General features: G+C 35.0%; 13 protein-coding genes. 10 read left to right on the forward strand and 3 right to left on the reverse strand.

From position 1 onward, the window contains the following. Positions 1 to 103 precede the first annotated feature (103 nt). Complete coding sequence (locus FCI53_RS08675; RefSeq protein WP_138417877.1) at positions 104 to 538, forward strand: CBS domain-containing protein; 435 nt, start codon at positions 104 to 106, stop codon at positions 536 to 538. A gap of 479 nt (positions 539 to 1,017) precedes the next feature. Next, positions 1,018 to 2,298, forward strand: a complete 1,281-nt coding sequence (locus FCI53_RS08680) for an MFS transporter (protein ID WP_138417879.1) — start codon at positions 1,018 to 1,020, stop codon at positions 2,296 to 2,298. Between the two features lie 73 nt (positions 2,299 to 2,371). On the opposite strand, the gene FCI53_RS08685 is transcribed toward FCI53_RS08680, so the two are convergent. Continuing rightward, positions 2,372 to 2,554: a helix-turn-helix domain-containing protein gene (locus FCI53_RS08685; protein WP_138417881.1), complete on the reverse strand. Its 183-nt coding sequence runs from the start codon at positions 2,552 to 2,554 to the stop codon at positions 2,372 to 2,374. 369 nt (positions 2,555 to 2,923) lie between these two features. Here FCI53_RS08685 and FCI53_RS08690 point away from each other — a divergent pair, with 369 nt between their 5' ends. The 8 genes from FCI53_RS08690 (at position 2,924) to FCI53_RS08725 (ending at position 12,245) form a co-directional block, all read left to right on the forward strand. Further along, entirely contained in the window at positions 2,924 to 4,384 is a 1,461-nt protein-coding gene (locus FCI53_RS08690; RefSeq protein ID WP_138417883.1) for a SulP family inorganic anion transporter, read from the forward strand. 38 nt (positions 4,385 to 4,422) lie between these two features. Continuing rightward, positions 4,423 to 4,839 (forward strand): universal stress protein, encoded by a 417-nt coding sequence (locus tag FCI53_RS08695; protein ID WP_138417885.1) that lies wholly within the window; start codon positions 4,423 to 4,425, stop codon positions 4,837 to 4,839. 234 nt (positions 4,840 to 5,073) lie between these two features. Beyond that, positions 5,074 to 6,480, forward strand: coding sequence for a response regulator (locus FCI53_RS08700; RefSeq protein WP_138417887.1), 1,407 nt, complete (start codon positions 5,074 to 5,076; stop codon positions 6,478 to 6,480). Positions 6,481 to 6,697: 217 nt separating this feature from the next. Beyond that, the gene (locus tag FCI53_RS08705; protein ID WP_138417889.1) at positions 6,698 to 7,957 is read left to right on the forward strand and encodes an ABC transporter substrate-binding protein; all 1,260 of its coding nucleotides are present in this window, start codon (positions 6,698 to 6,700) and stop codon (positions 7,955 to 7,957) included. Between the two features lie 67 nt (positions 7,958 to 8,024). Then, the gene (locus FCI53_RS08710; RefSeq protein WP_138417891.1) at positions 8,025 to 8,948 is read left to right on the forward strand and encodes a carbohydrate ABC transporter permease; all 924 of its coding nucleotides are present in this window, start codon (positions 8,025 to 8,027) and stop codon (positions 8,946 to 8,948) included. Positions 8,949 to 8,967: 19 nt separating this feature from the next. Beyond that, on the forward strand, positions 8,968 to 9,822 hold the full coding sequence (locus tag FCI53_RS08715; protein ID WP_138417893.1) for a carbohydrate ABC transporter permease: 855 nt from the start codon (positions 8,968 to 8,970) through the stop codon (positions 9,820 to 9,822). Between the two features lie 15 nt (positions 9,823 to 9,837). Then, complete coding sequence (locus FCI53_RS08720; protein ID WP_138417895.1) at positions 9,838 to 10,464, forward strand: YesL family protein; 627 nt, start codon at positions 9,838 to 9,840, stop codon at positions 10,462 to 10,464. Positions 10,465 to 10,517: 53 nt separating this feature from the next. After that, positions 10,518 to 12,245, forward strand: coding sequence for a sensor histidine kinase (locus FCI53_RS08725; RefSeq protein WP_138417897.1), 1,728 nt, complete (start codon positions 10,518 to 10,520; stop codon positions 12,243 to 12,245). A 161-nt stretch (positions 12,246 to 12,406) separates the two neighbouring features. Here the strand turns inward: FCI53_RS08725 and helD are convergent, their stop codons facing one another. Next, positions 12,407 to 14,689, reverse strand: coding sequence for an RNA polymerase recycling motor HelD (helD, locus tag FCI53_RS08730; protein ID WP_138417899.1), 2,283 nt, complete (start codon positions 14,687 to 14,689; stop codon positions 12,407 to 12,409). A 6-nt stretch (positions 14,690 to 14,695) separates the two neighbouring features. Further along, positions 14,696 to 14,866: a hypothetical protein gene (locus FCI53_RS21395; RefSeq protein ID WP_171038114.1), complete on the reverse strand. Its 171-nt coding sequence runs from the start codon at positions 14,864 to 14,866 to the stop codon at positions 14,696 to 14,698. Positions 14,867 to 15,184 lie beyond the last annotated feature (318 nt).

Here is a 15,184-nt window from a genome sequence, read left to right on the forward strand (position 1 = left end):
TGATAATACAGTTTTTTTAAATAATAAAATAAGTTTTATCGTTGTTGCTGGTGAAGCATAAAAAAAGACAAACGTGATAACCTAAGCTCGAGGAGGTTATAGCATGCAACAACAACTAAGAGAAATTATGACTTCAAATGTGTTTACTGTTAATGAATCACAGTCAGTACAAGAAGCAGCGGCGTTAATGAGTGAGCACAATATTGGAGCAATCCCTGTTGTGAATAACAATGGCCAAATGACAGGGATTGTTACAGATCGTGACATTACACTTCGTACAACTGCGCAAGGTGCTGTTGCGCAAACACCAGTGAATCAAGTGATGAGTTCTGAAAACATGGTGCAAGGTACACCTGATATGGATGTTCATCAGGCGGCGCAAATGTTAGCGCAACAACAAGTTCGTAGACTTCCGGTAGTGGAAAACGGACAAATTGTCGGCATGGTAGCATTAGGTGATATAGCGGTGAACCGTCAGTTTGATCAAGACGCTGAACAAGCGTTATCAAATATTTCAACGCCGTCCAGACCACAATAATGAAGAAACCAAAGAGAAAAGGTTGTCCCATTTATAAAGGGGGCAACCTTTTTTGTGTGAAATATATGTTATCATTCATTTTATTTCCTTAATTCAGAAATAATTGATATTATATTCTATGTGTGTTTCTGTGTATCCATCCAGTTTGCATATAAGTGGCACTTTCAATCCCTCTACATACCCTCGCAATACTATCTTCCTTTTCATTCGTAAGCCTCCCAATTCAAAGCATGAGGCAGGGAGTAAACTTTTTGTATTCACTCTGATTGGTTCAGGCTAACACTCCGTGGGGGAAGAGCAAAAAATCTAATGGGTGAAGTTTTCACTTTATTCATAATAGGTAGTAAGCTCCCACTAATGTGACTGAAAAAGATTATGTGCGGTTAATTGCCGTTAAAGATACATTCGGTCTGGCTGGCATCACTGTAGGAGCCCTTTCGTTGATGGAAGTTTCACTTTATTATAAAAGGTGGTGTTGATTGTTGGTTAAGTCTAGTATTTTTCAACGCATTTATTATGGCTGGTTTATTGTCTTTATTGCAGGCTTAGGTATTTTCTTTTCTGGTCCGGGTCAAACTTATTCGAATTCCCAATTTATCGATGAGTACATAAGAGATTTTGGATGGTCGCGCTCTCAAGTTTCTAGTCTTTATTCAGTGGCTACATTAATCGCTGGTTTGATCATGATATTTGTGGGACGATTTATTGACCGGTTTGGTCAACGAATGATGATGGTGAGTGTTGGGACGTTATTTGCACTAGCATGTTTTTTTAATAGTATGGTTTCTAGCATGTGGATGCTCGCAATTGGTTTTTTCCTTGTTCGGTTATTGGGGCAAGGTAGTATGTCGCTTATTCCTAACACATTGGTCGCGCAATGGTTTATTAAAAAACGTGGAAGAGCATTTAGCATCATGACTTTAGGTAGTTTTGCAAGCGCTATGTCTTTTCCAATTATTAACACGTGGCTAATTGGCGAATGGGGTTGGCAATTTGCGTGGAGATTTTGGGGTGTGTTATTACTTGTTTTATTCGTCCCTATTGCGTTGATTGGTGTTCGAAACAAGCCGGAGCAAATTGGCTTAGTACCTGATGGGCTATCGCAAAATGAGCGTGGTGATGCGGGAGTAACTATTGGCGCAAAGGTGACGGCTTCGGAACAAAATTGGACTCTAAAGGAAGCGATGAGAACGAAGGCATTTTGGGCAATCTTGGTTTGTGTCGGTATTCCATCAATGATTAATACTGGTATTACGTTTCACATCATTTCTATTCTAGGAACGAATGATCTTTCTCCTGAAATTGCAGCGATGGTGTTAAGTTTAATGGCTGCTGTTGGTATACCGATGTCGCTTGTTTCTGGCTATTTAACAGAAAAGGTGAAGACAAACTACTTGTTGCTAGGGATATTTATCATTGAAATTATGCTGTTATTATTGTTGCTCATAACGAATCACCTAGTAATAGCTATTGTGTTTGGAACGCTTTGGGGAATTGCCAATGGTTTCGAGCGGATTGCATTGAATGTAATTTGGCCAAATTATTTTGGTCGCAAATATGTTGGAAGTATAAATGGATTTGGAGTAACGATGGGAGTGCTTGGGTCTGCATTTGGACCATTGCCATTTGGTGTGGGATTTGATCTTTTCCAAAGCTATACACCAATTTTATTAATTTCCTTAGTATTTCCAGTTATTGGTATCCTATCTGCATTAATTGCAAAAAAGCCAGACAAAACGCAATTAGTAGAACAAAGTTAATATACTACTTAGATATAATATAAAGAGGTTTCCCTATTAATTGCTTGGGAAACCTCTTTATGTGTCGTACCAGCTATAATTTTTCTCCATTTTTAAGACGTTCGATAAACTCATTTAAATCCTCTTTTTTCACCCTCCAATGTCTACCGATTTTGAAACCAGGTATTTTTCCTTCTTGAACTAATTTATATGTCGTCACTTCGCTTAATTGTAAGTATTCAGCAACTTGTGAAACGGTCATGATTTCCCTTTCCATTTAACGAATCCTCCAAATTATCAACTATATGTATCATAACACAATTATGTGTTGTTTGTTAAAAAAACATACTAATGATTACTCAATTATAAATGATTATACTCAAATGTGTAATTTTGAACTTTTTGTTAAAAGAGGGTGTATATGAAAGTAAATAAGAGTATTTGGTAGTAATAATCAAATGATCACGTTTCCATGGCGTTTTGCATTTGAGCGTTGGTGTGATATTATTCACTTTGTTGAAAACGGAGCTTACCTTTTGTTTACGAGAAGTATGAAAAACGAAAATGACATCTAGGGGGAAGATGAAGGTTCGGTTTTTCGACTTAAACAAAGGTTACTAATAAAAAATTGAAAGAGGTGCAAAGTTTGAATTTACAAAGTTTGAAAGAAACATGGTTTGGAAATGTTCGAGGTGATGTGCTTGCAGGTATCGTAGTGGCGTTGGCCCTTATCCCAGAGGCAATTGCCTTCTCGATTATTGCGGGTGTAGATCCAATGGTTGGTCTATATGCATCATTTTGTATTGCAGTCGTTATCGCATTTGTTGGAGGAAGACCTGGAATGATTTCAGGTGCAACAGGGGCTATGGCTTTGCTCATGGTTACATTGGTTGCAGATCATGGATTAGAATATTTATTTGCTGCAACGATTTTAACAGGAATCATTCAAATATTATTTGGTGTTTTTAAACTTGCTAACGTTATGAAGTTTGTGCCAAGATCTGTAATGGTTGGATTTGTAAATGCACTTGCCATTATGATCTTCACTTCACAGCTTCAACATTTTGTGGGGGAAACTTGGGTGATGTATGGTCTTGTTGCACTGACATTAGCTATCATTTACTTATTCCCTAGAATTACAAAGGCCGTACCATCTACGTTAGTTGCGATTATTGCTGTTACAGCGCTTGCTATTTTTGGTGGCATTGGTGTTCGGACAGTAGGAGACTTAGGAAGCCTTACGCAACAATTACCAGTTTTCCTAATTCCAGAAATACCATTAAATTTTGAAACATTAATGATTATTTTCCCATATTCCCTATCCCTAGCAATCGTAGGGTTACTAGAATCTTTATTAACGGCTAACATAGTCGATGATATGACAGATACAGAGAGTAATAAAAATAGAGAAAGTCGTGGTCAAGGGATTGCCAACGTGGTAACAGGATTCTTCGGAGGTATGGCTGGTTGTGCGATGATCGGTCAATCTGTTATAAATGTAAAATCTGGTGGTAATGGTAGACTTTCCTCGTTAGTAGCCGGTGTTTTCTTAATGTTCCTAATCATCGTATTAGGCGGCGTGGTTGTACAAATTCCGATGGCAGCATTAGTCGGTGTCATGATTATGGTATCGATTGGTACGTTTGATTGGTCATCTGTAAAGAATCTTCACAAAATACCTAAGACAGATGCAGCGGTCATGGTTGTAACTGTTGTAACAGTAGTCGTTACGCATGATTTATCTAAAGGTGTACTTGCTGGTGTTGTATTAAGTGCTATTTTCTTTGCTGCGAAGATTTCTAAGGTGAAAGTCAACGAGATTGTCGCATTAGAAGGTTCGAAAAAGATTTATAAAGTTCATGGTCAAATCTTTTTCGCTTCGGTTAATGATTTAGTAGAGAAGTTTAACTTTAATGATTCTGTAAAAGAGGTTGAAATTGATCTGACTAATGCACACCTTTGGGATGATTCAGCAATAGGTGCGTTAGATAAAATAGAGATGAAATTTGAACAAAACCATATTAAAGTCGAATATACTGGTTTGAATGAAGAAAGTAAGCATTTGAAAAAACGTATTGGCGGAATGTCAAAGGCATCAGGCCATTAATTGTTTGATATATTTATATATTATTAGAGGTGGAGTACTTGTTTAAAAAAATATTACTAGCAACAGATGGATCTGCCCATTCGATTCGTTCGGCAGATCATGCAATTAAACTTGCAGAAAATTTTGGTGGAACAGTTGATGCGGTTTACGTTGTGGACGGTAAGAAATCTAAAGAAGACGTGTTACACAGCGTGGATAAATATGAGGTTAAGCGAGAAAGAAATGAAAAAATAAAAGCTGTTAAAGAAATGCTAGAGCAGTCTAGTGTTGAATTCAATACCCACATTCTACATGGCGAACCAGGACCGACAATTGTTGAATTCGCTAATAAGAATGACTATGATTGTGTTGTTATTGGTAGTCGAGGGTTAAATGACTTACAAACGATGATTCTTGGAAGTGTCAGTCACAAGGTTGCCAAACGTGTAGAGTGCCCGGTATTGATCGTGAAATAGTTATTTGAGTGAATAATATTAACTGAAAACACTCTATAGAGCAGTCATCTCTATAGAGTGTTTTTTTATGTGAAATGGACATATAATATATCAACATAATCTAAATAAAAGGTTGGCAATGATTGCTTTTTCTTTTAGAATCATTGTTAATACTCTATTTTGTAATAGGGGCTATTTATTTTTTTATTATAATCTATAATCTGAATGTTAAAGAAATCAAAAGGAGAGATTTTTTTGATTAAAGTCTTAATTGTTGAAGATGATCAATTAGTACGAAAAGGTTTGATATCTGCGATGCCTTGGAAAGACTATCATATGCGCGTTGTTGGTGAAGCGAGTAATGGGAAGAAAGCGTTAGAATTTTTAAAAGAAAATCAAGTGGACTTGGTTTTTACAGACTTAAATATGCCGATGATGTCAGGTATTGAATTTATGCGTACGGCGCGAAAGTCATATTCAGATCTCTTCTTTGTCGTTCTGACGATCCATCAAGATTTTGAATACATTCAGGAAGCGCTTCGGTTAGGTGCGATTGATTTTATTACAAAAGTACAACTAGAGAAAGAGACTTTTCACAAGGTACTAGAACGCATATCAGAAAGACTATTGGAAGAGATGTCGCTGAAGAAAGAGTCCTTTATAAGTACTTCGTTTCGAGTAGATAGCGGAATAGCAGTATACATGGAAAAAGAAATGGTTAATCAAAGTTGGATAAATGATAAAGAATTAAAATTACAATGTGATATTCAACAAATGGATGATAAAATACTGTTTTGTACACCTAATCAAGACTTGATTTTAGATGATTTGTATCAACTATTAAACAGAAAATTAAATGGTAGACCATGGTTAGTGAAAATTGTAGGGATTAAAGATCAATATATAAATAAAGTACATCAACTTTTAGTTGCCTATCATGATACGTTATTATTTTATGGAAATAGCGAGGAACACGTCATTCATTTTAGAAAACTAAATGAACTTGTAAAGGATAATCGTATGTCTTATCCAGATACATACCAATTTAAAAAATTACTTTGTTCATTTGAGTGGGTATTTAAAGAAGAAAAATTTGCAAAAATGATAGAAGAGATAAGGAATCGAAAAATTCCACAAGATTCATTGCATCAGTTGTTAAATGAAATGGTAGATGAATGGAATAATAAATATGTGTTTAGTTCTTCGTCAGAAATGAGTCATCCTGGAAGCTTTTACAGTTGGAAAGAAGTCGAACGGTGGTTAGATAATTTCCGTCACATGACAAAGGTGACAAAAGAGACGAATTATGCAAGCGATGTCATTGATAGCATATTAGTTGCTGTCAGACTTATTCAAGATAACCTTGGTGAGGCGATTACAGCTGCTGATGTAGCTTCTCAAGTGTCAATGAGTCGAAGTTATTTTAATAAATGCTTTAAAGATATTGTAGGAAGATCATTTCACCAATACTTACGAGAAATGCGTATTGAAAAAGCTAAAGGGTTGTTGAGAGATACAAATGAATCAATTTATTGGATTGCAGAAAAAATGGGATACTTAGATGAAAAGTATTTTAGTAAAATATTTCGAGAACAAACAGGTATGTTGCCCAGTCAATATCGACGTAACTTAAAAAGGAGGAAGGAAGAACAAAGTAAGTAGGAGAAATGACTTTTATAATTTTAAAATTCTTTATTAAAAAACACTTATCTAACTATTCTTAGTAACTACTCATAAATGTAAGCGCTTTAAAATTGGTATTATTAAAAGTGTAGAAGGCAGCATCACATGAAAGGGGTGTGAGTTTCACTTTATTAATGGATGGAAATGAAACATCAACCATGTAAGAAGCATCTTTAATTATTAGGGAGGTCGAAGTATGAAAAAAGCTTGTTCGGTATTATTGTTTATTTTTGTGATTGGACTCCTTTCAGCTTGCGGTGACAGTGAAGGCTCTTCTTCAGATGCTGATGGACAAAAGGTAGTGGAAGTTTGGTTTGGAAGAGAAGACTTTATTCCAGAGGATAATTTTGAGAAATTTCATGAAGAACATCCAGATATAAAAGTAGAAGCTGATGTCGTACCCTTAGAACAGGCAGTTTCAGATTTTATGAGAAACCACAGTGCAGGAAATGAGCCAGATATCGTTCAAGTATTCCATGATAATGTTGGTACCATGGTAAACCAAAATGCTTTAATGGATATTTCTGAGTATGTCAGTCAATGGGAAGATAATGAACCAGACACGTTTAATAAAATTCTTAGTCAGGCGTGGGATATAGCAAGCTGGGAAGATAAGGTATACGGAATGGGGGTCCACGTAGGTCCATATTGGCATGTTTACCGTAAAGATTTATTTGAAGAAGCCGGGCTAGAAATTCCAGAAACATATGATCAGTTATTAGATGCAGCAAGGGAATTAGATACAGATGAACATGAAGGGTATGCACTCGTAGGCGGTCGTGAACATCCAGCGTGGTGGTTTAGTTCCTTATTCGTATCTATGGATGGGGAATATACAGATACAGGTTTACCAGTGATCGATTCGGAAGCGGGACACTATTTAATAGAATTTTATCAAACATTAATGAGAGAAGAACTAATAGATCCTAGTGCTATTTCCTGGTCATCAGGGGAGATGAGAGGTGCGTTTATTGGTGGTAATGCAGCAATGGCACCTATTGGCGATAACATCTTTCCATTAATACAAGAGGAAATGAATTATGGAGAAGAATGGACCGCGGCACCACAACCAGCTCGTCCAGGTGTAGGGGATAATACACACGAAATCTGGGGTTGGCCTATGATGGTTAGTTCAAATGCAGAACACCCTGAAGCGGTAATGGAAGTTTTTAAATATTTAAGTGATACAGAAATTGTTTCAGAAGTAGCACAGCGTTACCAACCTACAACCAACTCAGAAGTAATGTCTAGTGATGAATATCAAGAAGCAAAACCTTGGGCAGCTGATTTTGAAGAAGAATTCGCTAATACAATTATTATGCCATCCCACGTGAAGCAAGGAGAAGTTATGAATATTTTAATTGACATTCAACAAGAAGCACTTCAAAACCCTGATAAGAATCCAGCAGACATTGCTGCAGAGTTTCAAACCGAATTGAATGCTTTAGATAATTAGTATGAAGTAAAGAGAAGGGGTTCCTTCTCTTTACTACTATAATTACGAATGAAATGAGGAGGTAAGTATGGCTTCAACTCAGGTCGAAACGAAAACTTCACTTACACAAAAACTTAAGAATTCATCATTAAAAAAGAAATCTATTCCTTATCTATTAGTTTTTCCAGCAATCTTATTTGTAGTTGGTGTGTTAGGCTATGCCATTGTAGCTGGTGTACTAATGTCACTTTATGACATGCAGCTTTCTTTTGCGGATGCTCCTTTTATCGGTTTGCAAAATTACATTTACTTGTTTACCGATTCGACGTTTTTAAATTCTTTGTTTGTTTCTTTGATCTTTGTTTTTGGTAGTGTTGTTTTGGGATTAACACTTTCATTAAGTTTTGCACTAAGTTTATATAAATGTAAAAGAAGTGGAAACTTTTTTAAGGCTTTGTCATTAGTTCCATATTTAATTTCAGGTATTGCAACTGCAATAATGTTTCGCTTCCTATTTAGTGGTGATGTTGGATTAATTAATATGATCCTATCCACTTTTGGACTTGATACAGTAAACTTCTTAGCAAACCCTTGGTGGGCATTACTAATTTGTATTTTGGCTAATGTTTGGTTTGTCTGTCCATTTGCTACATTAATTTTACTATCAGGCATTCAAAGTGTAGACCAAGAGTTGTTTGATTCGGCCAAAATAGATGGAGCACATAAACATCACATTCTATTGAAAATTATTCTTCCATTAATCGCGCCGATGATGGGTATTAGTTTAATTTGGTTAAGTTTCGCGAGCTTTAATATGTTTGATGTTATCTTACCGTTAACAAATGGAGGACCAGGTCGAGCGACAGAAGTAATGGCATTATATATGTATAATGTAGCATTTGATGAATTGCAATATTCTTTAGGTAGTACTGTAATGGTTATCATTTTATTCTTTAATGTGCTGACTAGTCTTATTTATCTCAAAGTATTCAATGTTAATTATTCGGAGTAAAAATTAAGGAGGGATCAGAGTGGAAGGTACCGGATTTATTAAAACTACACAATCGTGGATGGGGAAACGTTGGCATTGGATCCCGTTAATTATTTTACTGGTATGGACGATTCTTCCATTAGTTTGGGCGGTTTCTGCATCATTTAAGGAAGCTACAGAAGTCTATCAAACTCCTGTTTCATTAATACCAGAAAGTTTTAATTTCGATAACTATATTCGTGTATTTGATTATCCAAATTTTTGGAGATATTTATTTAACAGTGTTTTTCTTGCGGTAACAACAACTGTATTAGCAGTTGCTGTTAGCATTTTAGCGGGATATGCTTTTGCTAGATATGCGTTCCGATTCAGACATATATTGTTAATCTTTATACTAGTGCCAAGAATTATACCGAGAGCAAGTATAATTGTTCCGTTATTTACAGGAATAGCTTTCTTAGGTATATTGGACAGTTATTTAGCGTTGGTTTTGACTTATACGGCAACTGCAGTTCCTCTGGCCACTTGGATTTTAGCAGGATTTTTTAAGGTTATACCAAAAGCACTTGAAGAAGCTGCAGCTATTGATGGTGCGAAGCCATGGCAAATCATTTGGCATGTAGTAATTCCAATCTCATTACCAGCGATTATTACAGTTAGCATCTTTTCCTTACGTGAGGCTTGGAATGAATTCCCATTTGTATTAGCCTTTACCTCTTCACAAGAAATGCGTACACTACCATACCAGCTATTTATGTTGAAGGATAGTATGGGGATGCAAGATTGGCCGATGGTGTTAGCATTTACGATTGTAACCATTTTACCATTGTTAATTCTTTATATCATCTTTGAAAAGAAAGTCGTAAATAATATTTTAAGTGGTGCTGTTAAATAAGGGGAGATATATAACATGGGTTATTTTGGATTAACAAATTTCGTTTATCAAGTCACTCTGTGGATCGCTCGCTTATTTTATTTAAATGTATTGTGGGTTTTGTTTACCATTTTAGGATTAGTATTATTAGGATTTTTTCCAGCAAGTGCCGCTACCTTTTCTTTAATAAGACTATGGATTCAAGGACGATCGACCCCAATTTTTCAAAAATTCTGGTCTGAATATAAACAATCATTTTTAAGGGCCAACGGCTTAGGATGGCCGTTGGTTCCCATCTATTTATTTGCGGTAGTTCTATTAAGGTGGTCGTTGGTAAACGATAGCTCCTTTAGTTTAATCGTAATGCTACTTGTGACAATTTCGATAATGATTGCAAGTTTTTATACGATTTATTTGTTTCCAGTATTCACTCATTATAACGTAGGAGTAAAGGACATATTAAAATATACTTTTTTCATAACTGCTGCTTATCCTCATTATGCATTTGGAATGTTACTTACTTGGGTGTTAATATCCGTAGTGTTTTTATATACTGGATTTCTAGTATTCTTTTTTGCTAGTTTATCAGCACTAATCTTAATGTATGGAGCTCACATCACATTTAATAGTATAGAGCGTAAACAATTAAAAGAGCAGATTTAGAGTGCATAATCACCTGCTTATCAAAGTAGCGTAGGGATATGGGGGGGATATAAGTGTTTAAAAGTTTTAAAAAATATTATAAGAAATTACCTTTGAAACGCCGTATTGTATATCTTTTCTCATTAGCAACTTTTATCCCCTTTTTTTGTGCATTTATCCTTTCTTATAATGCTATCTATAATATATTAGAAAATAAGTTAGAAGAAGGCGCTCGAAGTCATTTAAAACAAACTGAAATTACGTTAATGAATACTATTGATAATTTGGCTCAAATTTCACAGCAATTTGTCTATCCTAGTAATATCGCTATGAAGTTAAATGAATGGAGGGAAACAGAAGACCTTAGTGTTAAGACTTCGTTAAATGAACATATCCAACGAGAGTTAGATTATTTATCTTATACGAATTCTACTTCTGGCTTAACCATATACATGCAACAGGATGGTACTTACCTGTTTCGTAATATGCCCATTAGAGATGGCTTTTCATTGGAAAAACTACCAGTACTTGATGAATATAATAAAATCACATACTATGGGCCTCATATTAGTAATAACCCATTAAATACCCAATATGTTATTTCAATTGATAGAGAAGTAGAGTTGCCTAATGGAGAACCTATTCATTTATACATAGAAGCGAGTTTTACTATTACGCAAAGTATTTTAAATGCAAATAATAAAGCAAATGATTCTTTTTATTTAATTTTAGATAGTGATGATCGTATTTCTTATAGCGAGTTGACTAACAAGTTTCCTGTCGATACTAATTTTAGTACAATTGCTGGTCAGGATATGTCAGGAAAGCAGGATGGTTTTTACTGGTTTAAGACAACAAGTAATCAAGGATGGAGTATTGTTTCATTAATTCCGCAGAAGCAATTTAACCAAGAAAAGACAAAATGGATCACGCAAATGCTCATTTTGGCTGTTGTGTTTGGTGCTTTAACTTTGATTATAGCTTGGTTAGTTTGGAAAATGATTTACAAGCCCATTCGTAATTTTGACTCTGAAATTAAAGCGGTAACAGACAATAATTTCCAATTTCAGTCCGCAGCCACAGATATTCCTGAGTTTGATCAAGTTTTAAAGCAGTTACAGCGTATGAAGAAACAAATAGTTGAATTAATAGATGAAGTAGGTGAAGAGGAAAAGAAGCGAGCAGATTTAGAGATAGAAAAGTTAATGTATCAAATAAATCCGCATTTCTTAATGAATACACTGGACACAGTTCATTGGCTTGCTCTCATCAATAAACAAGAGGATATAGACCAAATGGTTTCTGCATTAAATAAATTATTATATTATAACTTAAAGAGAAGCGGCAAAATGTCAACGATAGAAGAAGAGTTGGATTCACTTGATCAATATTGTAAATTACAAGAATTTCGTTATCAGTTTTCCTATTATGTTAATGTAAAGGTTGATCAAGACCTATTAAAGACTACTGTCCCCCGTTTTATATTACAACCTCTTGTTGAAAATGCTATATATCATGGACTAGATGACGATGGTTACATCGAGGTGGTTGTTGAAAGCTCAGGCAGTTCTGATTCTATCATTATCTCCATTCATGACAATGGATTAGGTTTATCTGAAGAAGAAATAGCATGTATATTGAACGGAACTAATCAAAATCAAAGAAATGGTATAGGAATTGGGATGAATTATGTTAAACGGATGCTTGAGTCTCACTATAACTCTCGAGCGGAGTTAGACATAAAAAGTACGCAGGGGAAAGGGACAACTGTAATCATTAAACTACCAATAGAGTATGAGTGAAGGTAGTTATTCTTATGTTACGTTTTACTATTACACAAAAAGGGTTAGCATAAAAATTTAGCGATGATGAAATATCTATGTAGGTTGAATTTTTATAAATCAGAATAAGTGTAATTAGGGATCTGCCAACGCCTAAAGGCTTGGTAGATCCCTAGTTTTCTTTACATATGCTCCATTTCTTTTTCATCCAAATGAAAAACAGATCGGTCTTTCCCAATTAAAGTTAGACTGTGCATCCCTCTTGTCATCGCTACATACAGTAACTTCAAATCAATTTCTGTTTGTTCAAATTCCTCATCATAGGAAACAATCAACACAGCGTCGAATTCAAGTCCTTTAGCCAAATAGGAAGGGACGACAACTACTTTACTATCGATCTCATCATTTTCATCTAACATTTGTATATCGATTGATTTCTGTTTTTTCAATGCATTCATGATCCATGTGCACTCTTTTTCGGTTTTACCGATGATTGCAATCGAAGAGTAATTTTCTTTGTCAAGTTTTGTTAATACTTCTTCTATATACGTAATGGTTTGTTCTTTCGTTTCGGTTTGATAATAACTAGGCTTGTCCCCGTGGCGAACGACGGGCTCTGCTGTTGGTAATTTTGTATGCAAATTTTTAAGTAGTGTATTTGCCAAGTCCATAATTTCAATTGTTGTTCGGTAACTTTTTTGTAAGGTTAAATAGTTTGCTTTAGGTAATGCATCCCTTTTAATAGACTCCCAATTGTTTGTTCCGCGATAAGCATGGATTCCTTGGGACAGATCACCAAGGATAGTGAATAGTTGTGTACCTGTAGCTTTACTTAATGCCCTGATTTGGAATAGACTATAATCTTGTCCTTCATCAATGACAATATTTTTCATTTTTAAATCATCTCGAATACCGAATAGATACGTATGCAAATAAAGTAGTGCAGCAAGGTCTTCGATTTCAAATGTGTTATTCTGTAAGAGTTCTTCGGAATGCTGGGTAATGGTAGCGATTTGTTCAGCTGTTAAATCTTCCTCCGCATATCTTCTTAGTAATCTTTCATCAGTCATCAATTCTTTATAATAATCTGTTGTCTTCTTTTTAGGGAATAATTTCATATAATCGGAAACAATCTTAGTTGTTTGCGCTTTTACTTCTGCTACTCGTTTCTCTTTATTATCAATTAGTTTTGATGTTTTTTTTCGTCGATCCTCTGGGTCTTTGTTGTTGGCGACGATACGGTCATACTTGTCTTCAAATTGTTCCTCTAGTTTTTCTAAGATATCTAGTTTGCTTTTTTTGAAATTGGCTTTTAGTAATTGCTGAATCTTGTCTTTCCTTTTATCGAAAGGTAGATAGTTATAATCCTTAATAAATAACTTCTTAATTTTCTTAGCGTGATGAAAACGAAATTTACCGATAAAGAGATCTTGATCAGGAACGTAATGATTGCGAATATCCTTTAAATATCGCTTCAATATCGTTTCAAATCGCTTCGAACCTTTAAATTCAGATAGCCATTGAATTTTTTCTTTGTTTTCTGTTGTAGGATCTACTAATTGTTTTAACTTGTCGTCTGAATCTGTTAACTTTAATTTCTTGCCTAGGCATGCTGTTACATAATCGGTAAATGTCGTTTGGTTAATCTTATCCACACCAAGTTCTGGTAATGACTCCGCAATATAGTTGATAAACATCTTGTTTGGGGCTAAAATCATGATTTGCTCGGGTGAAAATTTATCCGCATAGTTATAAATGAAGTAGGAAAGGCGATGAAGTGCAATCGTTGTTTTTCCACTACCAGCGACACCTTGAACAATCATCGGTTTTTGTAAATCTGCACGGATCACTTGGTTTTGCTCTTCTTGAATGGTAGCTACAATATCATTCAAGCGCTTATCTGCTTTCTCAGATAGTGACTTTTGTAAAAGCTCGTCCCTAGTTGTGATATCGATATCTCTTATTTCATCTAAGTTTCCAACTTCAATGATATATTGACGTTTTAGATCTAAACTTCCGGTATGTTCTCCATCTTCCGCTTGATACGACACCTCACCAAGTCTTCCTTCATAATAAATATTGGCAACTGGGGATCTCCAGTCAACAATGATCGGTTCTTGATTATCTTTTCGGTAAAGGGATACCTTTCCAATATAATACTTTTCTGAATGATTTGTTCCTTTGCGAGTAAAGTCAACCCTTCCAAAATACGGCTTATCTTTCACGTTTTCTAAATTTCGTCTGTCCCCTTGGACCATTTCCAATAATCGTGCATTGGTCAGGATATTAATATAACTTAAACTACTATCTAAATAGTCCAAGTTAATAAAAGCGTCTTTAATGTTTTCTTGATAGTTGGTTTGGGTTGATTCAGCTACTTCTAATATCGATTGGATATAGTCCTTTGTATAATCCAGTCGTTCTTTTTCTTCGTGGTAATCTGGATGGTTTTTTGGTGAACTCAACAATCATTACTCCTCTCTCGAACTTTGTATTGCGTTCAGACCTTTTATTTTTAACATAACTAAATATGGTATATATTTCTTTTTTATGTTAAAGTCTTCTTCATTTATAAATTGAGTGAATAGCCGCTTATAATCACGTTGCTCTTCGTTCGATAAACCTTCAAAGAAGTTTTTCAATTTATGAACTCCTCTATTTAATATAAAATACTCCGTTATTAGCAATGAGTATAACCATTTATAATGTACTATAAAAAAGTAAAATCTTCACATATGTGATATAATTAAATTAAATATGTGTCGAGATAAGTTGGACTATTTAAAAGTTTGGAAACATGAATTTTCACAAGGTTTGTGTATATCGCTTTGCCCCGGTGTAATCAGCCGCTTTCACCTAATTGGTTCAGGCTAACACTTAGTGGGAGAAGAGCAAAAAATCACCACTGAGTGAAGTTTCACTTTATTTGTAGTTACTGCTTATGTTTGTAAAGAAAATTA

Origin of the sequence: Aquibacillus sediminis (assembly GCF_005870085.1) — a bacterium.
GTDB classification, from domain to species: Bacteria; Bacillota; Bacilli; order Bacillales; family Amphibacillaceae; genus Aquibacillus_E; species Aquibacillus_E sediminis.

Bases quoted from the DNA above. Each gene is read 5' to 3' on its own strand.
- FCI53_RS08675 (WP_138417877.1), top strand. From the start codon at position 104: ATGCAACAACAACTAAGAGAAATTATGACTTCAAATGTGTTTACTGTT.
- FCI53_RS08685 (WP_138417881.1), bottom strand. From the start codon at position 2,554: ATGGAAAGGGAAATCATGACCGTTTCACAAGTTGCTGAATACTTACAA.
- FCI53_RS08705 (WP_138417889.1), top strand. From the start codon at position 6,698: ATGAAAAAAGCTTGTTCGGTATTATTGTTTATTTTTGTGATTGGACTC.
- FCI53_RS08710 (WP_138417891.1), top strand. From the start codon at position 8,025: ATGGCTTCAACTCAGGTCGAAACGAAAACTTCACTTACACAAAAACTT.
- FCI53_RS08720 (WP_138417895.1), top strand. From the start codon at position 9,838: ATGGGTTATTTTGGATTAACAAATTTCGTTTATCAAGTCACTCTGTGG.